This window comes from Bacillus sp. DX4.1 (assembly GCF_030348195.1).
GTDB lineage: Bacteria > Bacillota > Bacilli > Bacillales > Bacillaceae_G > Bacillus_A.
Genome location: NZ_JAUCFT010000008.1, coordinates 1,234,504 through 1,256,983, shown reverse-complemented (window position 1 = coordinate 1,256,983; position 22,480 = coordinate 1,234,504). Strand labels below are relative to the sequence as shown.

Below are 22,480 nucleotides of genomic sequence, written 5' to 3'. Positions count from 1 at the left end.
TTTGCAAGCACAAATCGTACAAACAGACGAGCAACTAAGAGACGCATTTTCTGTACGTAAACAAGTATTTGTCGAGGAACAAAATGTATCTGCTGAAGAAGAATATGACGAATTTGAAGAAATCGCAAAGCATGTTGTGATATATGATGAAGATGTACCTGTTGGAGCAGGGCGCTTTCGCACTGTTGATGGAATAGGAAAAATAGAACGCATCTGCGTTCTCGCTTCTCATCGCAAAAAAGGCGTTGGAAAAATCATTATGGATGCACTTGAGGCATATGCGAAAGAACAGTCTCTATCCAAATTGAAACTCCATGGACAAACACAAGCGGAATCCTTTTATAAAAAACTTGGATATCACACTGTATCTGATATATTTATTGAAGCTGATATTCCCCACGTTGTCATGATAAAAGAATTATAATCTCTAAAACAGGAGGTGACCCCCTCCTGTTTTTTACATTGCTATTTTCCATTTCTTCCGCTAAAGTTAAAAGTTGATGCTACAGTTTTGAAGGTGAATTTATGACTCAAGAAAAATTTTCGCAAAAATCATTAACACATTCGAGTGTTCCACAGGCGACGTATCATATTCCAAAAACCTCTGTCGATTTAATTCCAGAGAAAGATGTGGATGCTACTTATTTTCGTGCCCTTGAACATCAAGGTGTTTATTTAAATGAAAAACAATTAGAAGCTGTGCGAACGACGGAAGGTCCTGTTCTTACATTAGCGGGAGCTGGCAGCGGGAAAACGTCCGTTTTAACGACTCGCGTCGGCTATTTAATCAATGTAAAGAACGTTCATCCACGTAATATTTTACTGCTTACGTTTACACAAAAAGCAGCTGAAGAAATCCGAAATCGCGTGGCAAATTTACCTGGAATGAATCATGCTGCAAGCCGTTATGTTGTCGCAGGAACATTTCATTCTGTCTTTTTAAAATTGCTCCGCAGTCAAGGATATAATCAGCAAATTTTAGCAAACGAAAAACATAAACAAATTATGATAAAGAAAATTTTGAAGGAATTACGCTTAAAAGACGATTACGATGCAGAAACAATGCTCGCAATGATTTCGCTCGAAAAAAACAAATTGAATCGTCCAAAAGATGTACAAGCAAAAACACCAGTTGAACAGGAATTTCGCGAAGTATATGAACGCTTTGAAGACGCAAAACAAAAATATGGCTATATAGACTTTGATGATATCTTACTAGAAACATTTTATATGCTTGAAAATAACATTCCTTTATTAACACAATTGCAAGAACGCTTCCACTATATCGAAGTCGATGAATTTCAGGATACATCCTATGCTCAATATGAGATTGTGAAGCTATTAGCTTCGCCGCGAAATAATTTATTTATCGCGGGAGATGACGATCAAGCTATATATGGCTGGCGCGGGGCAAGCCACCAAATTATCCTCTCCTTCCCAAAAGAATTTGAGGATACAACGATTATTGCTCTGAACACGAATTATCGTTCTAATCCATTTATCGTTGGACTCGGTAACGAGGTCATTAAATTAAATCAAGAACGTTTCAAAAAAGAGTTATATTCCGTTCATGAAGAAGGAATTCAGCCATTCTATATAAGACCGGAAACAACATTAGAAGAAGCAAATCGCATCTTACAGCTCATACAAGAGAAAGTGGAACGAGGCGAGCGTAACTATCGCGATTTTTGTTTGTTATATCGTACGCATTCTGTAAGCCGTTCTCTACTTGATCAGCTTACGATCCATAAAATCCCTTTTATTAAGCATGGTGCAAGCCAATCGTTTTATGAGCATTCCTTAATTAAACCAGTATTAGACAATTTACGTTTAGCCTTTGAACCATTCCGAATTGAATCACTCTCGAGCATATTGCCAACGATGTATATCGGTCGTGATGAATGTATTTCATTTATTGAACGTGAACAGAGGAAATATGGTGAAGGAAGATTCCCTTCCTTGCTTCACTTCCTATTACTCAATCCAAGTTTAAAACCATTTCAAGTGAAAAAAATAAACGACCGGATTGATTTCATTAAATTTCTTAAAGAATTAGAGCCAAAAAAAGCATTAAAAGAAATTATTAAAGGAAAAGGAAAGTATTTAGAGTACTTACAAAGCAATGACCGCTCTTCCTTTACAATGCATAAAGACATACAGGAAGAAATGCTTGAGGAACTAATGGAATCCGCAAATCGCTTTACAGATATCCCTGCTTATTTAGAATTTGTCAGCACTGCGATTCAAAGCCAAAAAGAGATGGAAGCATTAAAAACAATGCCTCAAAAAGATGCTGTATCCCTCATGTCGATACACAATGCAAAAGGACTAGAATTTCCATGTGTCTTCCTGCTTGGGGCAAGCGATGGCATATTACCGCATTCCTCTTCTTTAAAAGATGCAAATGACCGCGTGACTGACACTTCTGAAGCATTGGAAGAAGAAAGAAGACTTATGTATGTTGCCATCACTCGTGCAAAAGAAGAACTCTACATTTCCTCTCCCCAATTTTTCAGAGGAAAAAAATTAGATATATCACGATTTTTATATATTGCAAAAAAAGATCTACCAAAAAAGTCAACACCTTAACATTGAACTGCACCTCCAATTGTTAGTTGTGTCTAACAATTGGGGTGCAGTTCACATATGGTGCTGACTTTTTTATTTTACATCTCCCTCAAATAACATCCTGCTTATTGTCCAGCTCTATTCATAAGAATGTCTCCTGTTTCTCTAAAAAGAAATCAGCTTTGTCTCCCGTAATATCATCCCTTCTCGGCTCATATTCTAATAGTGTAAACTCAGGATAAGGAGGGAACAAAATGAGTTGCAACTGTAACGTCGAACACGATACATATTTTGATGGAAGCTGTGTATGTGATATCGTCCAATTCATACATGAATTACAAGAATCCCCATCTAAGGCTTATAAAATTCCCTTTCTTGGCTCGCATTATAAAACAGGGATACCCAATACACGTCCATTTATTTTATTCACAAAATCAGGAAAACCATTTGAAGCATATGTTCCTTCCAAAAGTTCAAATTGCCGATCCCCCATTTTTCGTGTAGAGAGTGTAGATAAAGATTGCTGTGCCGTACTCCGAGCATTAATTGTTGTTATACGGGAAGAACCTGATTCTAGCCCCAATCCTGTCTGTACTTACTTAACTCTCCGGCACGCTGAATTACGTGCAACCCCTTCTTGTATCACTGTTGATTTAACCTGTTTCTGTGGTATTCAATGTTTACGTGACGCGTCTATTCCAAACTGCTAAAATTCGACGATCATTGGCAATCATTTCTCAATACATCTGCAAAATATTTACGGTTATACGCTATTGCTGAATTATCAGGAACATCATTAGCAGCCAATTCATTATAATAGACGGCCTTTTCCTGATTCCCTAAATGACTATAGCATACATACATTTGTAAATATGGAACCCACGTACAACTCGCTAGACTATGGAAAGGAGACTCTGTAGGAATCGGAACCCCTGTTGCCGTTTGAAACTAGAAAATAGCTTCCTTATATTTTTGTTGTCCCTTAGATAGATTCCCTAACCGTGTACAATTTTCTCCTCTTGGAATATCGTATTGAAACGACTCACACACGCCTCTACAACTCGTACCACTTTTGAACATTGCGTCACCTTTTGTTATCTATAGCCGCGGCTATATGTCGAAAAATCAAAATGAATTTATATATATTTGATATTTACCGTTAGACTGTCCTTCTCATCAAGTAAAAAGGGGTAATAATCCATCAAATACATTCGTATAATTGAATATAACTGTAAGTAAACCAACTGCAATAAAGGGATGTTCATCTGTTTTTCTGAGTGAAATGTTTTTGAAGGATGGAAAGCTTATTCTTTATTCAATACATGGGAGGCTATAACCTTATAATCATTAGTTGACCTTACATCGCTGCAATACTTTAAGATTTCATCATATTTTTGTTTCCAGGTATGGTGTCCCGGATCCTCTCTCCGTATATAGACAAAGTTGCTTCTATCAGTAACGTATACTTTTATTCGGTGTTTGCGACAATCTCTGGTGAAAATATCATCCTCGTCACAGTTCTTGTCTGCAAATTGCACCTTGCTGAATACATCCTTTTTGAAAACAATGGTCGCACCTTTTAGGTTTATATTTTTCGGCAGATATTCATTTTCATAATTCGGCATATGAACAGCAAGTAACCCTTTATCTTCAAAATATAAATAAGTAGTTATCTTACCAACGACACTTGCTCCTTTTTCCTTTAAGGCATCCATTGCCTGTGTAAGATATTTGGGAGCATAATAATCATCGTCATCAAATTTAGCAATGTGGCCATGTTGTGATTTTTCAATTCCAAAATTCAAACAATATCCTAATGAAATTGATTCCGATAACTGATAAATCGAGGTATTAGGAAAAAATCGGGCTTTTTCTTTCCATTTTTCAATACTCATTGAATCGTTATTCAAGATAATAATCAACTCTTTTTCCTTCCATTCTTGTCTTTGGCAATTTTCAAACACGTTGTCAATGTAGTCTTCTCTTTTCGTACAAGTGATAATGGATACCATAAAAAATTCTCCTTCCGAGATATGTGCTTTCAAGGCACAATTTAATAACTTAATGTAGTTTATGAAGTGCCGTTTAAAGGGAACTAATACGTATGTCCAGATGGAAACATAAAACTTAAGATAAAGGATGTTGTCAATGGCTATTACTAAACCACGGTTCGTTTCACTTACCTTTGATGACGGACCATCACCGTATACAACTCAGATTCTTGATATTTTAAGTACCTATAATATTGAAGCCACATTTTTTGTGGTAGGTAAAGCTGTAAAGAAGTATCCCGAAATCATTACACGCATAAAAAAGGAGAACCATGTAATAGGAAACCATACATGGAATCATCCTGTAATCACCGGTATCACGTCACTTGAAATAACGGAGCAAATCTTAAAAACTAACTCGGCTATAAAAGAAATAATTGATGAGGAACCAACGATATTTCGTCCTCCGTATGGCAAAATCAATAATACTTCCTATCATGCCATTCATGGACTAGGATTAACATCTGTATTATGGAATGTCGATAGTTTGGACTGGTTCATAAAAGAGAAGGCTTTGATTGAAGAGCGAATCCGAAAATACACCAAATCCGATAGCATTATTCTTTTACACGATGGTGATCAATTCGGGAGTGGTCCTAGGGACGCTACTGTTAAATCCTTGCCAGGAATGATTGAGGATTTAATACATTCGGGTTTCAGTTTTATCGCCATTCCTGAATTCCATAATCGGTGTTTTATAAAAGAAAAGTGGTAAAACAAAAAGCTAAGAAGAAATACTGATAGTCAAGCCAGCATGTCTTGACTATCAGTATTTACTTTCGAGTAAGTATAGATTGTTTGATATGTATATGAAAGTATAGTTCAAGTGAGGAAAAATCGGAATTGCGATGAATTATATAAATACAAATTAAAAAACCGACATAAACCCCTTCTTTTTAGGTGGGAGAGAGCATCTGGCCATGTATAGAAGCGGTCAGATCCTTTTCCTAACCCATGCTAAGTGAAAACAAAGAGAGAAAACGAGTGTAGGTCAGCTTTTGTTATCCATAGCCGCGGCTATATGTCGAAAAATCAAAATGGATTTATATAGATGAAAAAACTTCCGTTAATGGTGTGAATACCCTCTAGAATTATTACTTCAGAAGTATTCAGGGGATTATATTGTTGACAGGTTTCTTTAAAGAAAGTAATAAAAGAATCAAGATTGAACATAGCGACTTATTATTTCTACAATATCAGGCAACACCTGCTTTGCTTCTACAATATCGGTGTAAAACTCCTTTTTTGCGATATCAGAGATTTGCCAGTCTCCTGGAATAGAGTAAATGAAGTCCCAGATCAAGCTTTCCTGTACATTCATTATTTTTCGAAGAAAATCCGTAAGTTCTATTTCATCATTCAACATGGACAGACACCATTTATGCACAACAGAAAGTTCCAGCTTACTGGGATCAGCTATCAATTTCAATAACTCTCTTTTACTTGGATAACAATTTCCATGGTCTATTATATAGATGAAGTAATCAGACTTTCCAATCGGTCTCAGCAAGATATTACTTTCATCACGATCTATATTTCTAAGCCAAAAATCGAATACGGTAATACCTGCTAGTATATCTCGGTTTTTCATCTGATTCTTCTCAGGATTACACCACAGACCCCTACAGTTTTCTAGATATAAACTTGCAAACTGATTACCATGTTTAAATTTATATTTATCCAATTCATTTATCAAAATGAATTCTTCTGGTATATAAGCAATCTCAAAAGGTACTGTTGGAAGATCAAGATGTTTGGCCAACATGGTAACAATAAATTCTCTCATTAACATTCGGTTCCCTTGTGGATTATTTTTAAATTTAACTAAATATTTTTTATTGTCATTAAATAGTATGATTTGAGGATGAGAGTGAGCAATCACTGGTTTTCCTTTTTTATTAACCGTATCCACGTACCTGATTGGATAAAGTTTAGGTATCTTTCGCATTGAATGCCTCCTAAAAACCACTCTCTTTAGATTACACTCCATATTAACTCTTCCCAATTAAAATGTTTTTACTACTTTTGTAAATATATCATTATATTAGAATGTATGGTCTTTGACACAATAAAGTTCATAATAATAATTAGTAGTGTTGTATAAATAATGTTGGAAATATTTTTAAAATAACATTTTACAGCTCAATAAACATTCAGATGACTTAGATTACATTACTGCAACACTACTGAATAACAATAAAGTTGTTAAAATTTTATCTGAAGGTTTGAAATATGCATTTTCAATATTGAATGTGCTATTTTGAATATCAATAAATAAAAATAAATTGACTCTAACATAGCGTGATAGGTTAAAAAACACTCACAATAGCATGAGTGTTTTGTTAGCCTTGGTTTTGTTGATCAGAAGTGTTCTTTTTCTTTCCGCCGCAGTTACAACCCTTTTTCTTCACAAAGCCTTGCTTCTGTAGTTTCTGCATCTGTTCTTGTTGTTGCATTTGATACCATGGATGAAGGTTATATGGATTTGGTTGCGGATTATCTCTCATAGCAAACATCTCCTCTGCTGTACAATTCTATCTATATTACTATATGAACAACCTTTCTACTCTGTTCCCCCATTTTCCTATTCAATAACCCTCCCAATCATCGTTTCTATAATAGCTGCAGCACCTGCAATAGCTAACAATAGCAAAAGTGGTTCTGCTATTTTAGGAACCCAATAATACAACAAAAGTAAAAATGCACTCACCCACACACCCGTACACCAATAACAACTTAACAATTCACCAATCCATTTTTGGAATCCTTTCCCTTTTACTTTCGTATAAGTGGATACTGTACCATCTGGTTCATTTATTTGCACCTCTTCAATAAATGGAACACGCAAAAATGATGTAATTTTATCATAAACAATAAGGCGCGTTAAACGAAACGCGGCGCAGGAAAATATAGCAAATAACAACCAACTATCAAGTAACAAATTCCTCATCTCCCCTCAAAAGAACTCATGCCTATTTTCAAAAAGACAAGCTTAGGTTAGTAACCAAATTACACCCGTTTCAATATTCTATTATTGTAAAAGTAAACTGAATGATAAGGAGTGAAATAAATGAGCTGTAACGACAAACATAGCCACCCTAAAAGTTTCAACTGCGTATGTGATGTTGTAACTTTCATTGATGAACTACAATCCGCATGTGTCGACTTTATCTGTACTTCCAATTGTTTAAACCCTATGCTAGGTATGCCATCTGGCGGAATGAAAGCTAATACAAGAGTATTTTCTTTGTACAGCAAAGATGGTGACATATTTAAAGCACACTTTTTGAAGGATAATTGTAATGGTACAGACGCGTCAAAATTCTTCCGTGTAGAAAGCATAGACGACAGCTGTGCTGTATTACGAGTGTTAAAATTACACGATGGAAGTGTAGGTATGTGTAAATTTGAAAAAACAGATCAATGTATCATTGTGGACTTAAATTGTTTCTGTGCAATTGCATGCGTCGAAGATACTTTTATTCACGGCGTTTAATTATGTAAACTTAAAAACTATAAGCGGTAGAATTTTTTCTACCGCTTTTCTATATAAATACAAATTAAAAAACCGACATAAAACCCTTCTTTTTAGGTGGGAGAGAGCATCCGGCCATACATAGAAGCGGTCAGATCCTATTCCTGCCCCAGACAAAGTGAAAACAAAGAGAGAAAACGAGTACAGGTCACCTTTTGTTATCCATAGCCGCGGCTTATATGTCGAAAAATTAAAATGGATTTATATATTTACGCTAATCCTTTCATTTGTATCGTTTCAATATCTGCAAGTGCTATAGTAACAAACCCGAAATGAGTGCTATTTTTCATTTTCAAAACCTTTTTTTCAAATGATACGATATATCCAACATATACCTCTTTCTTCGTTTGAACTGCACACTGGATATTAGGAATGTAATGTGGCCTATTTAATACATAATTGATTTTTTCTACGTTGGTCATTTGTGTAAAAACTTTCTTTTTCCCTACATCTTTCTCTATTTCCGCTTCATTATCAGCTGAAACACTTTCCTCTTCCACCGAAAAAGGTTTTTCTTCTACTTGAGTTTCTATTCCTTCACTTTCCACCTCTGAACTAGGCACGTTGGTCATTTGTGTAAAAACTTTCTTTTTCCCTACATCTTTCTCTATTTCTGTTTCATTATCAACTGAAACACTTTCCTCTTCCACCGAAAAAGGTTTTTCTTCTACTTGAATTTCTATTTCTTCATTTTCCACCTCTGAACTAGGCACATTTGGTAAACTTTCACTCTTATCTTCCTTATCTAAGTCTAATTGATATTGTTCAATAGAATTTTGTTTTACAATAAATACTTTTTGCATACGTCCAACTGGTTGCGAGCGTATTGGTTGAGCAATATAGAGAAGTGGTTGTTGTTCTGTAAAAGTTTTTTTCTCCTTCCCCATGGTTTTCCCTCCCCTGTTTGACTTACTTGCTGTTCCTTTTCACAGCCATCTACATATAGTTACTGAAAAATGTCCTTTGAATCATACTCAATATATTCTTTAAAATTGTTGATTCTCCTCACCGCCGTTGATTTTTGAAAAAGTTTATGTTCTTGAAATGTAGAAGTATGATGACGGATGTTAGGATATCGAATATACACATAGTTATATTTAGAAGTACTATATAATTTAAAACCTTTTTTTAAACAAGCCCTCAAAAAAAGCGTATCCTCCCCATCATTCACTTTTTCAAATGTCACATTTGGAAATATTTCCTTTTTAAAAACGAAAGTGGCACCTATTAAATATTTTTCATATAATTCTTCTTCCAGGCATAACTTAATAAATTCTTTCTTTTCGTTAAACAGAGTAAGCATTTGATTACTAAAATAATAAATAAAAATGGTACTCTTCCCAACCATATCTGCACCACTTACTTTTAATCCCTTCATCGCCTCTTCTAAATAATATGGAGAGTAATAATCATCATCATCAAACTTTGCAATATAATCGTATTTTGCTTTCGGAATAGCGAAGTTATAACATTCCCCGAGTGTAATACTGCTTTCTAATCGAAAAACACGAACATGTTCAATCTCCTGTGCCTTTTTTTGCCACCTATCTATATCCATAGCATCATTATTCAATATAATAATTAATTCCTTCTCCCTATACCGTTGATGTTCATAATTGTTAAACACATTCTCCAAAAAATGTTCACGCTTTGTAACCGCAATGATCGAGGCCATTTATTCGCCCCCATTATTATTTATTCCCCTCAGGGGCCATATATCCCTACACAAACTGTGTTTATAACATCATACGAATAACATACATTGTATATTCCAAAAACCTCTCAGAACGTTCTATTCCACCGTTCATATACTGTATTGGTGAATTGAATTGTTTTACAACTAATAAAGTGAAACTTCCCTCAATGCGGGGAGTTGAACGAATCGGACTCTTACGGGCAGATTTATCACTTACCTAACTTCTTTGCTTCCTGCATTCCTTTAAGGTGGAGTCTTACTGCCCGTTAGTGCGAGATAAAACAGACTTTCGTACACAACAGCACGAGGTGAGCAAATTGACAAAAACAGTTGTGATTACTGGAGTTGCTGGTTTTCTTGGTTCTTATTTAGCTAAAACTCTCTTAAACACAAATGAAACTTTTGTAATAGGGCTGGATAATTTATCTACTGGGAATATAGAAAACTTGCAAGAAATACTACATAATTGTAATTTCAAATTTCTACAAGCTGACGTATCATCATCTGATATTTTACAACTATATAAATACAAATTAAAAAACCGACATAAAACCCTTCTTTTTAGGTGGGAGAGAGCATCCGTTCATGCATAGAAGCGGTCAGATCCTTTTCCTGCCCCAGACACAGTGAAAATAAAGAGAGAAAACGAGTGCAGGTCACCTTTTGTTATCCATAGCCGCGGCTATATGTCGAAAAATCAAAATGGATTTATATAGTATCCCTATCAGCAGGAGATGAAATCTATCATCTTGCATCTCCTGCTTCTCCAAAATTCTATCAATCTACTCCATTTGGCACGATAGATGTAAATATATCTGGAACAAGAAATATGCTGGAACTTGCAAAGCAAACAAATGCAGAGGTCACAAGCAAAGCTTATGGAGCCCCTGAAGTTCATCCTAAAAAGATGAAACATATAGAGGGAAGTAAATACATGGTGGGGACCGAGAGCTTGTTATGCGAAGACATACAAGAGTTTACAGGAACTGTACATGTTGCAGGGAATGATTTCGTTTCGTTACAAACGACGGATTCTGAGATTCTTATTGCTTATCAAGCTATTACATTTACAAAACAGACAAAAAGATACAAGATAGAGATCATACTAGTGCCCCTGAAGTGGACCCTTGTGTGAAACGTGAATTAGTATTAGCATTTGGAAAGGAATTTGCAGTGTCCTCCAAATTATTTTCTATTTTCTTTGGTACAGATTTGAAACAATATCTTACAGAATGGTTAGAAAAAGAAGTAGAAATTATCGGTAAACAAAATGAAACAGGAGAAATATGTGAAGTGAATCATGAAGAAATCGTACTTTGTTCGGGGACGGATCAAAGTCATATCCGTTTTGAAGATATTTGTACGATCACTACAAAACAGTAACACGAAGTGATGAATGCAATAATGAAAAAAACCCTTGAATCGCATATTTTTTACGATCCAAGAGGTTTTTTGTTCATTTTAGCTATTCATATAGAATTACTACCCTAAAATATGATACCCAGAATCCACATGAATGTTCTCACCAGTAACACCGCTCGCTAAATCACTGAATAAGAATAACGCTGTGTTTCCTACTTCTTCTTGCGTTACGTTACGACGAAGTGGTGCACGTTCTTCAATTTGTTTTAAGATGCTGTTGAAGTCGCCAACGCCTTTTGCTGATAATGTACGAATTGGTCCTGCTGATACAGAATTCACTCGAATGTTATGCTGTCCTAAGTCGTTCGCTAAGTATCTTACACTTGCGTCTAATGATGCTTTTGCAACGCCCATTACGTTGTAGTTCGATACAACGCGTTCGCCGCCAAGGTATGTTAATGTAACGATGCTGCCGCCTTCTGTCATTAACGGTTTCGCCGCTCTTGCTACAGCTGTTAATGAGAATGAGCTAATGTTTTGCGCAAGTAAGAAACCATCGCGAGATGTATCAACGAATTCTCCTTTTAAATCATCACGGTTTGCAAATGCGATGCAGTGTGCTAATCCGTGGACAACACCTACTTCTTCTTTAATAGACTGGAAGCAACGCGCGATATCTTCATCGTTTGTTACATCACATGGTAAAACAATAGATTTTTGTCCTTCTAATGATTCTGCTAAGTCACGTACGTTTTTTTCTAGACGCTCACCCGCATATGTGAAAATTAAGTTTGCTCCTGCACTATGTAGTGATTGAGCGATTCCCCATGCAATGCTTCGTTGGTTCGCAACACCCATAACAATAATATTTTTTCCTTTTAAGTTGAGAAGACTCATTTATTTATCCCCCTAATTTTAATTAATAATAGTAGTTATTAGTACCTGGTAATATATTTATATCATATCACAAATTCGAAAGAAGGCAAAATAAAATTCTTTATAGATGTTTCTTTATTTCTATTCTGATCTCTCCCTTTCCTTCTCATAAGTGAAAATCACTTTATATATTAGATTGTGCATCACTTTCCTTCTATATAAATCCATTTTGATTTTTCGACATATAAGCCACGGCTATGGATAACAAAAGGTGACCTACACTCGTTTTCTCTCTTTATTTTCACTGTGTCTGGGGCAGGAAAAGGATCTAACCGCCTCTATGCATAGCCGGATGCTCTCTTCCACCTAAAAAGAAGGGTTTTATGTCGATTTTTTAATTTGTATTTATATATAAGCATATTTTTCATTTCCTCTACTAAGTATGCTCTTATCTAACATTCCCGTCTTAAAATCCAAACAACATATTTGCAAACAACTAAAAATCAGCTAATATGGTAATAGCGTCTTTTTTTTATAAAACAACGAGCAACAGAAAGGACTACGTACGGTGAAAGATAAGAATTCTCAATATCGAATAGATTACGTCTTACTACTGATTTTACTCGCAATCGCGATTGTGAGCTGTTTTGCTATTTCCAGTGCCCAACCATCTTTACCACCCTTTCTACAACAGGTAAACTTTGTTTTCAAACAAATTCAATGGTATGTCATTGGGATCGTAGCAATTATTGCAGTTATGATTATCGACTTTGATCGTTATAAGCAAATTGCCTGGTATTTATATGGATTTGCAATGCTACTTCTACTTGGACTTGAATTCAAAATCCCAGGAGCAGTAACAATTAAGGGGGCCACTGCTTGGTATAGCTTACCAGGAATCGGTAACTTACAACCTTCTGAGATTATGAAATTATTTTTAATCCTTGTAGTTGGCCGCATTATCGTAAATCACAATGAAAAATATCCATTTCGAACGCCGCGGGAGGATCTCATTTTACTCGGCAAAATATTTGGAGCTAGCTTACCACCACTGCTTCTCATTGCGAAAGAACCGGACTTAGGAAATACAATGGTTATTTCAGCAATGCTAGCGGCGATGATCTTAGTCTCTGGTATACGCTGGCGCTTTATTTTCGGCTTAGCTGGTCTTGTTACAGCAGCTGGTTCCGCACTCACGTACATTTACTTTGCACATACAGCTTTCTTTAAGGAACATATTTTAAAAGAGTATCAATTGGACCGTTTCTACGGCTGGTTAGCACCTTATGAATATGAAACACAAGGGTATCAATTACGGCAGGCTGTTTTAGCTACCGGATCCGGTGAACTGCACGGAAAAGGCTGGGAGAATGGACAAGTATACTTCCCAGAGCCGCATACAGACTTTATTTTCACAAATATTGCAGAGCAGTTCGGATTTTTAGGAGCAAGTGTTGTTATTTCACTTTACTTCTTACTTATTTATCGTATGATTCATATCTCATTAGAAAGTAATGATCCGTTTGGTAGCTACATCTGTGCAGGAACAATCGGAATGTTTACATTCCAAGTATTCCAAAATATTGGAATGACAATTGGCTTACTTCCAATTACCGGGATTACGCTTCCTCTTATGAGTTATGGTGGTAGTTCCTTACTGACCTATATGATTGCGATTGGCTTTGTACTGAACGTACGGTCACGAACGAAAACATTTATGTTCGATTAAAAATACTTCTAAAGAAGATTTCTGCCGAAGTACTGTTAAACCATATCCACAAGGGTATGGTTTTTTTCTCATTCTATTAGAGGTATACTAATAAAAAAACAAAGCAGGTGATCCATAATGATGTACGATATTATCGGAGATATTCACGGTTGTTTAGAAGAGTTTGAAGCATTAACGAAGCAGCTTGGTTACAACTGGGGTAACGGTCTTCCTGTCCACCCGGAGAAGAGACAGCTCGCTTTTGTCGGCGATATTACTGACCGTGGTCCAGCATCGCTACGCATGATTGAAATTGTGTGGGAGCTTGTGATGAAGAACAAAGAGGCATATTACGCCCCCGGCAATCATTGTAATAAGTTGTACCGCTTTTTCATCGGACGTAACGTGACGATTGCCCACGGTTTAGAAACGACCGTGGCAGAGTACGAGGCTTTATCTCCTAATAAACAGCAGGCAATCAAGAAAAAGTTTATCGATCTTTACGAGAAATCTCCTCTTTATCACGTACTCGACGATAAAAAGCTCATCGTTTGTCACGCTGGTATTCGGCAAGATTATATAGGAAGACAAGATAAAAAAGTGCAAACATTCGTATTGTACGGTGACATTACAGGCGAAAAGCATCCAGATGGTTCCCCTGTCCGCCGTGACTGGGCCAAGCATTACACCGGAGAAGCTTGGATTGTATATGGTCATACACCCGTAGCAGAACCTCGTTTTGTTAATCATACGGTAAATATTGATACTGGATCCGTATTTGGCGGGAAACTAACGGGGCTACGCTACCCAGAAATGGAGACCATTTCGGTACCTTCTTCTATGCCGTTTGTACCAGAGAAATTTCGTGCAATCACATAACAAATAAGCTGCCCTCATACACTGAGGACAGCTTATTTCAATGCTTCTTTCATATCTTCCGGCACATCTGCATGAAACGTCAGTCTCTTTTCTAACACCGGATGATAAAACGTTAAACTCGTACTATGAAGCGCTTGCCTTTTCATATGTTCGGCACTACCTCCATACAAGTCATCCCCTAACAACGGATGTCCTATATGCGCCATATGGACACGAATTTGATGCGTCCTTCCTGTTTCTAACTGCAGAGCAACCCGCGTCTTTTCAGGAGATCTCTCCATAACACGAAAATGTGTAACCGCCCTTTGACCATCTTCACATACAATTCGTTCAATAATGCTATCGCTTTTTCTTCCAATTGGTGCATCAATTGTTCCCGACTCTTCTATTACTTCACCATGAACGATTGCTTCATATGTTCTCTTCACTTGCTTTTGCTGATGTTGCTTTGATAATAGATGATGGATAAAGCGATTTTTCGCAATTAGCATGAGACCTGAAGTATCGCGGTCTAGTCTCGTTACAATATGTACTGTACTTGCAAGATCTTGTTTATCATAATGATATAGGAGTGCATTGGCTACACTTCCAGTTGGATGTTCCCTTGACGGAATCGTCGACATATAAGGGGCCTTGTTTATGACAAGAACAGACTCATCTTCATATACAATAGACAGAGGAATATCCTCCGCTTGCATCCCTTCACTTCGCTGTTCTAACGGGAAGCATACTTGTAATTGCTCACCTACTTGTAATATGTGCCGAACATTCGCATGCTCACCATTAATTTCAATCGCGCCGCCGTTAAACTTTATATCTGTTAAAGCAGCCTTGGAAATACCTTTCGTTTTTAAGAACTCTCGAATAAGCATGCCCTCTTCTACTTCTGTCATATGCCATTTTAATGTAAATCGTTTCAAATACATAAACCCTCTCTACTCATCCGCAACAAACGAATCTCGAACACGTTTCCAAAATGGGAATGGACGAAAACGAACGAAGCGTACCTTCTCGTTTGCAACGCGGTATTGAATTGATTTTACATCTTGATGAACCATCGTTAAATGGTCAACCGTAATTTGTAAATTCATACCCGCAGTCGGTTTTAAGACACATGTATGATGCTTTGGTAGAACAAGTGGTGAACCAACCGTACGGAAGACACGGTTATTAATGGATGCCATTTCTGCAATTTGAATCGCTTCAATAGAAGGATGAATAATCGCTCCGCCTAACGCTTTATTATATGCTGTACTTCCTGAAGGAGTAGAAATACATAGACCATCTCCGCGAAACGTTTCAAAATATTCTCCGCGAATTTCCACCTCTGTAACTAACGTCCCTTCAGCATTTTTCACGGTCGCTTCATTTAACGCTAAATACTGTGATTCTTTGCTACCATTCACGTAACGAATAATAACCTCAAGCAGTGGATATTCCACTACTTGAAACGGCGTCTTTGCAATCGCAATCACAAGTTTTTCTACTTCTGTTGGCAACCAATCTGCATAAAATCCTAAATGCCCGGTATGTACACCGACAAACGCTGTCTCATCCAACCGGTTATAATAACGGTGAAACGCATATAAAAGCGTTCCATCTCCTCCAACAGAAATCACAATCTCCGGTTCTAGTTCGTCCACTGTAAACCCGAAATCCTGCAAATACTCCGTCATCGTACTTGCAAGTGCGTTTGATGATTGATCTCCCTTTGACATAATTGCAAATTTCATGGCCCAACACCCTTTAATTTATGATTCGGATTCTTTCGCTTCTTGTTTGCGCGAAAAAATCTTTTGTGCTTCTTGAATTTCAAGACGAATCGAAGACATTTCTTCATCTAATAAAAATGCCGCTTCTGCCGCACGCTGCAAGCGTATTTTAATATCTTCTGGAAAACGTCCACTATACTTATAATTTAAGGAATGCTCAATTGTCGCCCAAAAATTCATCGCTAACGTCCGAATTTGAATTTCAACTAATACTTTTTTCTCCCCGCGAATCGTTTGAACAGGATAGCTAACGACAACATGATAAGAACGATAACCACTTTCTTTTTTTTGCGTCACATAATCTCGCTCTTCCACAATTTCAAAATCGTTCCGTTTTCGAAGAACTTCAACAACAGGTTTAATATCATCCACAAATTGGCACATCATACGAAGGCCAGCAATGTCCTGCATTTCTTCTCCTAACCGATCAAGCGGAACATTTCGCTTTTCTGCTTTATCGATAATACTTGCACACGATTTTACTCTTCCTGTTACAAATTCAATTGGAGAATGTTCAGTAAACATTACAAACTGAGCACGCATTCCTTTTAATTTCACTTTTAGCTCTCCCACCGCTTGGTGGTACGGCGCTAAAAATTCTTCCCAATTACGATTCATTTAAACCACCACCGAAATCAATCCGTTTCCTTATATGTGTTCAAAAAGGAGGATAAAGAGAGCCCAGTTCGAGGTGCGGAAGCCAGGAGGTTACAAAGTGTAGATGGAACTACATGAGTACCGGACTGGCGACGTAACGAAGAAATAGGGCCGCTATCTTTACCGGACTTTTTGAACATCCCCTTATAGAAACACTTTTTTTACTGCAGCTTCAAGCTCTTCTCCGTAATTTGCATTTCCTTCGATGTTTCCAATTAAGTATGTCACTTCTTCTTTCAACTGCTCTAATTCAATTTCAATATTATTGACACGAACAAACATCTTTTTATCATTTTTCATCGCATCGTGCATTGCTTCCCAGCATGTATGCGGAATACTTACATAAATGAAAGCTGTTTCGTCCTCTAAAATATATAAAAATGATAAATGATCTGAGTCTACAAGTACGTGATTACGTACTGTTAACTCCTCCACACGTATTTCAGTATTTTCCGCACAAAAAATAAGAGCATTCTCTCTTTCTTCTACGCTCTTAACTTGAATTTTATTTTGCATGCTCTAACTCCTCCATATCGAATTCCTGTCTTACTAAGCACTATTATTGTATCATAACATGGGCGCAAACAAATAAAACATTGAACCAAATTTGCGAAAAAGCGATAATGTCTAAAGGATTACTTTTAAAAGGAGTTTATACGATGACACAAGAAATTGAAATAGAATTTAAAAACATGGTGACACAGGCAGAATTTCATACATTATGTAACGCCTTTTCTATCAAAACATTTACAAAACAAGTAAATCATTATTTTGAAACACCCCATTTTTCTTTAAAAGCAGCTGGCTCTGCTCTTCGTATTCGCCATAAAGACGGAGCTTATACATTAACTTTAAAACAGCCGGCTGAAATTGGATTGTTAGAAACACATCAATCCTTAACAGCACAAGAAGCCCAGTTAATGATAGAAACAAATGTACTAATTGCCGGAACTGTAGCAGATCAATTACATGCCCTGCAAATCCCTGTTTCCTCTTTAGCTTACATGGGAAGTTTAACAACAGAACGAGCAGAAACTATTTTCGGAGGCGGCACACTTGTATTTGATCATAGTTTTTATTACAATCACGATGATTATGAACTTGAATATGAAGTACAAGACGAAGCAACTGGCAAAGCCGCCTTTATTGCTTTACTAAATGAATATCATATCCCCATTCGCCAAACAAAAAATAAAGTACAGCGCTTTTTTCTTGCCAAACAAAACAAAGCACGCTAAAGTGAAACTTCCATCAGTGAACGCTTTTTTCACTGATGGTTAGTGTTAAACCAATCGGGCACTTACGGACAGTCCTTCCCTTACTTCCTTGTTTTTCATTATTTTAAAAGGAAGGTTACTGATTGCGAGTAGCGGGGTAAAGTGAAACTTCCATCAGTAGGTCCATTTCCTACTGATGGAAAGCTCTCACCAATCGGATATTTATAGGCAGCTGCAAGCCACTTCGTCATTTCCTCTGAACCTTGAGGATAATCGCTCCACTGCCCTTTAATGAAGAAAAAATAAGCAAAGGTTTGTATGAAAGCTATTTAGTTGCTCTTCGTAACAATCCATTGCTACAATGGATATACATTTGATGGAAAAAGGAGTTTATTAAGGATGAGCAAGCAACCGATGACACCATTTGAAGCAATTGGCGGTGAACAAGGCATTGCAACATTAGTCAATACATTTTATTCCTATGTCAGTAGGCACCCTGACCTATCTCCCATCTTCCCAGACGATTTAACAGAAACGGCTAGGAAGCAAAAGCAATTTTTAACACAGTTTTTAGGCGGACCAAATTTATATACGGAAGAACATGGTCATCCGATGCTAAGAGCACGCCATCTCCCTTTTGAGATTACACCAAAGCGAGCAAAAGCCTGGTTAGCATGCATGGAGCAAGCGCTGGAAGATACGGGCATTCACGGTCCAATTCGAGATTTTATTTTCGAACGTTTAACATTAGTAGCACAGCATATGGTCAACACTCCAAACGAAACAGGTGAAGCGTAATGGATAAACAGGAAGCAAAACATTTGCAATTTCCTTCTCTTTCCAAATGCGAACAAAAATCTGTAGAAGCTTATTTGTTTATTGATCCACTTTGTAAAGATTGCTGGGATATTGAACCAATTATGATTAAATTATGGCTCGAATACGGAAAATATTTTTCTATTCGACATATTTTAACTGGCAAAGTGGAAGGGGCAATGACCTCCTCACACAAATGGAATAAACCTGCTAATATTCGATTTGTGTGGGAAAAAACAACAAGTTTGCATGGCTTTTCATGTGATGGAAAAGTACATATGCAAGACGAATCGTCCACACCATATCTGGCTTCTATTGCGATTAAGGCAGCGGAGTTGCAAGGTCGAAAAGCAGGTTCGAAATTTTTGCGAAAACTCCAGGAATACATCTTTCTTGAAAATGTATCAAAGCCAGATACACAGTTGTTGCTTGCATGTGCAAAGCAAAGCGGTATTGATGTAGAAGAGTTTAAAAAAGATTTGCATTCAATTAGTGCGAAAAAAGCATTTCAGTGCGATTTAAAGTTTACAAACGAAATGCATATCACGGAAATCCCTTCTCTCGTATTCTTTCATGGGAATTCAGATGAAGAAGGTATTAAAATTGCCGGTATTTATTCCTATGATGTGTATGTACAGCTCTTAAAGGAAATTGTAAAGTATGACATTGAGCCAACACCTCTACCACCACTAGAGCACTTACTAGAAACAGTAAAATTTATGTCATCACGAGAGATCGCATTTATCTATAATTGTTCGCAACAAGAAATAGAACGGGAACTAAAAAAATTGTCGTTAAAACAAAGAGTACGGACGATTGATGTGAAATGTGAGCGTTATTGGAAATGGATTACAAAAGAAAAAGACCTGGTGTAAACACCAGGTCTTTTTCTTTACGGCTTATAAAAATATTAAAGGGGATGGGAGAAATTTTCACGTTCAAACAAAGGGGTATATGTTTGTATGTGAATTCGTTCACGTCTATTATATTACAAGATTCGACGTAGAATGACAACCCTTTTTGTCGAATTTCACATTTTTGTCACATTCTAAACGTTTTCATTTATGAATAGAATATGAAAACAACGATTTTAGGAGGTATTTTATGAAAAAATCACATATCTTCCTTCTCATTTTTAGTATCTGCATTGCCTTTTTCTTATATATCCTTTCACTCTTACAAGCATTCCCGAAGATCATTGCACTTCCACTTTTATTCTTGATTATTGTGCTTTCCCTCTCCTATTTCAATCATCGAAAACATTTCAAAGGCTTTTAAGTGTTTTTTCAAAAAGGAGGATACGGGGTATAGATTATTGAACTACATGAGTACCGGACTGGCGACGTAACGAAGAAATAGGGCCGCTATCTTTACCGGGCTTTTTGAACATTTTCTATGAGCGAAAAAAAGACGAGAGCTCATCGCTCTCGTCTTTTCTACTTTCCCTATTCAAATAGGAAAAAAATCCACCTATTATTTACCTTCAAACAATAGCGCTTCTAATTCATTCAACTTTTCTTCAAATACTTGCAGTGCTTCTTTCACAGGCTCTGGTGATGCCATATCCACACCTGCTTTTTTCAATACTTCAATTGGATAATCGGAGCTTCCAGCTTTTAAGAATTCGTTAATATAACGCTCTACCGCTGGTTTTCCTTCTTCTAAAATTTGTTTTGATAAAGCTGTCGCTGCACTAAATCCTGTTGCGTATTGATATACGTAATAGTTGTAATAGAAGTGCGGAATACGAGACCACTCTATACCAATTTCTTTATCGATAACTAAAGCATCGCCAAAATATTTTTTATTTAAATCATAATAAATTTCTGTTAACATGTCTGGTGTTACCGCATGTCCTTCTTGTACTTTTTGATGAATCACATGCTCAAATTCAGCAAACATCGTTTGACGGAATACAGTACCGCGGAATCCTTCTAAATAATGATTTAACAAATATAACCGTTCTTTCTTATCTTCTGTTGTTTTTAATAAGTAATCATTTAAAATTGCTTCGTTACATGTAGAAGCAACTTCCGCAACAAAAATAGAATAGTCACCATATATATATGGTTGTGTTTTTCTTGTATAGTAGCTATGCACAGAATGACCAAATTCATGAGCAAGTGTAAACAGATTGTTTACATTATCATGCCAGTTCATTAAAACGTATGGATTTGTTCCATATGCACCAGATGAATACGCACCGCTGCGTTTCCCTTTATTTTCATATACATCCACCCAGCGATTTTCATATGCTTCTTTTAGAATTGCAACATACTCATCACCCAGAACATTCAATGATTTCAATAGAATATCTTGTGCTTCTTCATATTTCACATTCATTTTCACTTCTGGTACAAGCGGTGTATATAGATCATACATATGTAATTCATCAAGCCCTAATGCACGTTTGCGAATATCAATGTAACGATGTAATAAATGTAGGTTATCATTTACTGTCTCAACAAGCTGATCATATACCGTTTCAGGAATATTATTATTACTTAATGCCGCTTGGCGTGCAGAATCATATTTACGAACACGCGCATAGAAATTGTTGCGTTTAATCGCACCATTCAATGTACTTGCAAATGTATTTTTATAGTTCCCGTACGTTTCATATACAGCATGAAACGCATCATGACGAACACGAGGATCATCACTCTCTAAAAATTGAATATAACGACCGTGCGTTACTTCTACCTCTTGTCCATCTTCATCTTTAATAGATGGAAACTTTAAATCGGCATTATTTAATATACCAAACGTATTACTTGATGCACTCATTACTTCAGATGCTTGCGCTAATAATGCTTCTTCTGCTTCTGACAATACGTGTGGACGCTGACGTGTAATTTCTTCTAACGCATGCTCATAGACGATTAATTCTTTATTTTCTTGTAAGAACGATTGTAATGCTTCTTCTGAAATCGTTAAAATCTCAGGAACGATATATGCCATACTGCTTGACGCTTGAGAGTACAAGTTTGTTGCACGATCATTAAGTGCTTGATAGGAAGAATTTGCCGTATCCTGGTCATAACGCATATGAGCATATGTATATAATTTCCCTAGACGCATTGAGACTTCATCTTCATATTGCAATGCTGCTAATAATGTATCAGCAGAGTCACCAAGCTTCCCTTTGAATTCTGTTAGCTTTGGTAGCAACTCTTTTACTGCTTGAAATTCTTTTTCCCACTCTTCATCCGTATGGAAAATATCTTCCAAACGCCATGTATTTAATTCTTCAATCTCACTGCGGGCAGGCAATGTTTTTGCTGTTTTTTGATCAGCCATAAATAAACCCTCCTTTTAATCTTCTTCTAGAGGATGTTCCAAA

Annotated in this window: 26 protein-coding genes and 1 pseudogene; 14 read left to right on the top strand and 13 right to left on the bottom strand. The window is 36.7% G+C overall.

Annotation, left to right across the window (positions count from 1 at the left end):
- Position 1: 1 nt before the first annotated feature.
- The 3 genes from QUF99_RS09370 (at position 2) to QUF99_RS09360 (ending at position 3,278) form a co-directional block, all read left to right on the top strand.
- Positions 2-424, top strand: a complete 423-nt coding sequence (locus QUF99_RS09370) for a GNAT family N-acetyltransferase (protein WP_289369681.1) — start codon at positions 2-4, stop codon at positions 422-424.
- A gap of 101 nt (positions 425-525) precedes the next feature.
- Entirely contained in the window at positions 526-2,589 is a 2,064-nt protein-coding gene (locus QUF99_RS09365; protein ID WP_289369679.1) for an ATP-dependent helicase, read from the top strand.
- Between the two features lie 233 nt (positions 2,590-2,822).
- The gene (locus QUF99_RS09360) at positions 2,823-3,278 is read left to right on the top strand and encodes a CotY/CotZ family spore coat protein (protein WP_289369677.1); all 456 of its coding nucleotides are present in this window, start codon (positions 2,823-2,825) and stop codon (positions 3,276-3,278) included.
- Positions 3,279-3,288: 10 nt separating this feature from the next.
- Here QUF99_RS09360 and QUF99_RS09355 read toward each other — a convergent pair.
- Together QUF99_RS09355 and QUF99_RS09350 are read right to left on the bottom strand one after the other, a co-directional pair.
- Positions 3,289-3,657, bottom strand: a pseudogene (locus QUF99_RS09355) (hypothetical protein); the annotation flags it as partial.
- Positions 3,658-3,872: 215 nt separating this feature from the next.
- The gene (locus tag QUF99_RS09350) at positions 3,873-4,580 is read right to left on the bottom strand and encodes a glycosyltransferase family 2 protein (protein WP_289369676.1); all 708 of its coding nucleotides are present in this window, start codon (positions 4,578-4,580) and stop codon (positions 3,873-3,875) included.
- A 136-nt stretch (positions 4,581-4,716) separates the two neighbouring features.
- Here QUF99_RS09350 and QUF99_RS09345 point away from each other — a divergent pair, with 136 nt between their 5' ends.
- Positions 4,717-5,334, top strand: coding sequence for a polysaccharide deacetylase family protein (locus QUF99_RS09345; RefSeq protein WP_289369675.1), 618 nt, complete (start codon positions 4,717-4,719; stop codon positions 5,332-5,334).
- Between the two features lie 444 nt (positions 5,335-5,778).
- Here QUF99_RS09345 and QUF99_RS09340 read toward each other — a convergent pair whose 3' ends face one another.
- The 3 genes from QUF99_RS09340 to QUF99_RS09330 all read right to left on the bottom strand — a co-directional run bounded on the left by QUF99_RS09340 (position 5,779) and on the right by QUF99_RS09330 (position 7,560).
- The gene (locus QUF99_RS09340; protein WP_289369674.1) at positions 5,779-6,567 is read right to left on the bottom strand and encodes a HipA family kinase; all 789 of its coding nucleotides are present in this window, start codon (positions 6,565-6,567) and stop codon (positions 5,779-5,781) included.
- A 394-nt stretch (positions 6,568-6,961) separates the two neighbouring features.
- Positions 6,962-7,126: a cytochrome C oxidase subunit III gene (locus tag QUF99_RS09335; protein WP_289369673.1), complete on the bottom strand. Its 165-nt coding sequence runs from the start codon at positions 7,124-7,126 to the stop codon at positions 6,962-6,964.
- A gap of 77 nt (positions 7,127-7,203) precedes the next feature.
- Positions 7,204-7,560, bottom strand: a complete 357-nt coding sequence (locus QUF99_RS09330) for a DUF1360 domain-containing protein (RefSeq protein WP_289369672.1) — start codon at positions 7,558-7,560, stop codon at positions 7,204-7,206.
- A gap of 129 nt (positions 7,561-7,689) precedes the next feature.
- Between QUF99_RS09330 and QUF99_RS09325 the strand changes: the two genes are divergently transcribed.
- Entirely contained in the window at positions 7,690-8,115 is a 426-nt protein-coding gene (locus QUF99_RS09325) for a CotY/CotZ family spore coat protein (RefSeq protein ID WP_289369671.1), read from the top strand.
- Between the two features lie 248 nt (positions 8,116-8,363).
- Here QUF99_RS09325 and QUF99_RS09320 read toward each other — a convergent pair whose 3' ends face one another.
- Positions 8,364-9,041, bottom strand: coding sequence for a CotO family spore coat protein (locus tag QUF99_RS09320; RefSeq protein WP_289369669.1), 678 nt, complete (start codon positions 9,039-9,041; stop codon positions 8,364-8,366).
- A gap of 59 nt (positions 9,042-9,100) precedes the next feature.
- The gene (locus QUF99_RS09315; RefSeq protein ID WP_289369668.1) at positions 9,101-9,829 is read right to left on the bottom strand and encodes a glycosyltransferase; all 729 of its coding nucleotides are present in this window, start codon (positions 9,827-9,829) and stop codon (positions 9,101-9,103) included.
- Positions 9,830-10,167: 338 nt separating this feature from the next.
- Here QUF99_RS09315 and QUF99_RS09310 point away from each other — a divergent pair, with 338 nt between their 5' ends.
- The 3 genes from QUF99_RS09310 (at position 10,168) to QUF99_RS09300 (ending at position 11,233) form a co-directional block, all read left to right on the top strand.
- Positions 10,168-10,443, top strand: coding sequence for a GDP-mannose 4,6-dehydratase (locus QUF99_RS09310; protein WP_289369666.1), 276 nt, complete (start codon positions 10,168-10,170; stop codon positions 10,441-10,443).
- Positions 10,444-10,556: 113 nt separating this feature from the next.
- Positions 10,557-10,985 carry an NAD-dependent epimerase/dehydratase family protein gene (locus QUF99_RS09305; protein ID WP_353958421.1) on the top strand — a complete coding sequence of 143 codons (429 nt, stop codon included), beginning with the start codon at positions 10,557-10,559 and terminating at the stop codon, positions 10,983-10,985.
- Entirely contained in the window at positions 10,982-11,233 is a 252-nt protein-coding gene (locus QUF99_RS09300; RefSeq protein ID WP_289369665.1) for a hypothetical protein, read from the top strand. Before QUF99_RS09305 ends, QUF99_RS09300 begins: the two co-directional genes overlap by 4 nt.
- Before the next feature lie 99 nt (positions 11,234-11,332).
- Here the strand turns inward: QUF99_RS09300 and fabI are convergent, their stop codons facing one another.
- Positions 11,333-12,109 carry an enoyl-ACP reductase FabI gene (fabI, locus tag QUF99_RS09295; RefSeq protein WP_289369664.1) on the bottom strand — a complete coding sequence of 259 codons (777 nt, stop codon included), beginning with the start codon at positions 12,107-12,109 and terminating at the stop codon, positions 11,333-11,335.
- Positions 12,110-12,656: 547 nt separating this feature from the next.
- Between fabI and QUF99_RS09290 the strand changes: the two genes are divergently transcribed.
- The gene (locus tag QUF99_RS09290; protein WP_289369662.1) at positions 12,657-13,817 is read left to right on the top strand and encodes an FtsW/RodA/SpoVE family cell cycle protein; all 1,161 of its coding nucleotides are present in this window, start codon (positions 12,657-12,659) and stop codon (positions 13,815-13,817) included.
- Positions 13,818-13,934: 117 nt separating this feature from the next.
- A complete protein-coding gene (prpE, locus tag QUF99_RS09285; protein ID WP_289369661.1) occupies positions 13,935-14,675 on the top strand; it encodes a bis(5'-nucleosyl)-tetraphosphatase PrpE in 741 nt (246 codons plus the stop codon).
- A gap of 32 nt (positions 14,676-14,707) precedes the next feature.
- On the opposite strand, the gene QUF99_RS09280 is transcribed toward prpE, so the two are convergent.
- From QUF99_RS09280 to QUF99_RS09265, 4 genes are all read right to left on the bottom strand, one after another.
- Positions 14,708-15,595, bottom strand: a complete 888-nt coding sequence (locus tag QUF99_RS09280) for an RluA family pseudouridine synthase (protein WP_289369660.1) — start codon at positions 15,593-15,595, stop codon at positions 14,708-14,710.
- A gap of 15 nt (positions 15,596-15,610) precedes the next feature.
- On the bottom strand, positions 15,611-16,408 hold the full coding sequence (locus QUF99_RS09275; RefSeq protein WP_289369659.1) for an NAD kinase: 798 nt from the start codon (positions 16,406-16,408) through the stop codon (positions 15,611-15,613).
- Positions 16,409-16,426: 18 nt separating this feature from the next.
- The gene (gene yjbM, locus QUF99_RS09270; protein ID WP_289369657.1) at positions 16,427-17,065 is read right to left on the bottom strand and encodes a GTP diphosphokinase; all 639 of its coding nucleotides are present in this window, start codon (positions 17,063-17,065) and stop codon (positions 16,427-16,429) included.
- 183 nt (positions 17,066-17,248) lie between these two features.
- On the bottom strand, positions 17,249-17,620 hold the full coding sequence (locus tag QUF99_RS09265; RefSeq protein ID WP_289369656.1) for a UPF0738 family protein: 372 nt from the start codon (positions 17,618-17,620) through the stop codon (positions 17,249-17,251).
- A gap of 143 nt (positions 17,621-17,763) precedes the next feature.
- Between QUF99_RS09265 and QUF99_RS09260 the strand changes: the two genes are divergently transcribed.
- The 4 genes from QUF99_RS09260 to QUF99_RS09245 all read left to right on the top strand — a co-directional run bounded on the left by QUF99_RS09260 (position 17,764) and on the right by QUF99_RS09245 (position 20,415).
- Positions 17,764-18,342, top strand: a complete 579-nt coding sequence (locus tag QUF99_RS09260) for a CYTH domain-containing protein (RefSeq protein WP_289369655.1) — start codon at positions 17,764-17,766, stop codon at positions 18,340-18,342.
- A gap of 378 nt (positions 18,343-18,720) precedes the next feature.
- Positions 18,721-19,119, top strand: coding sequence for a globin domain-containing protein (locus QUF99_RS09255; protein ID WP_289369653.1), 399 nt, complete (start codon positions 18,721-18,723; stop codon positions 19,117-19,119).
- On the top strand, positions 19,119-20,012 hold the full coding sequence (locus QUF99_RS09250) for a ClpXP adapter SpxH family protein (RefSeq protein ID WP_289369652.1): 894 nt from the start codon (positions 19,119-19,121) through the stop codon (positions 20,010-20,012). The genes QUF99_RS09255 and QUF99_RS09250 overlap by 1 nt, the downstream gene beginning before the upstream one ends.
- Positions 20,013-20,241: 229 nt before the next feature.
- On the top strand, positions 20,242-20,415 hold the full coding sequence (locus QUF99_RS09245; RefSeq protein WP_289369651.1) for a hypothetical protein: 174 nt from the start codon (positions 20,242-20,244) through the stop codon (positions 20,413-20,415).
- Between the two features lie 195 nt (positions 20,416-20,610).
- On the opposite strand, the gene pepF is transcribed toward QUF99_RS09245, so the two are convergent.
- Positions 20,611-22,437 (bottom strand): oligoendopeptidase F, encoded by a 1,827-nt coding sequence (gene pepF / locus QUF99_RS09240; protein WP_289369650.1) that lies wholly within the window; start codon positions 22,435-22,437, stop codon positions 20,611-20,613.
- Positions 22,438-22,480 lie beyond the last annotated feature (43 nt).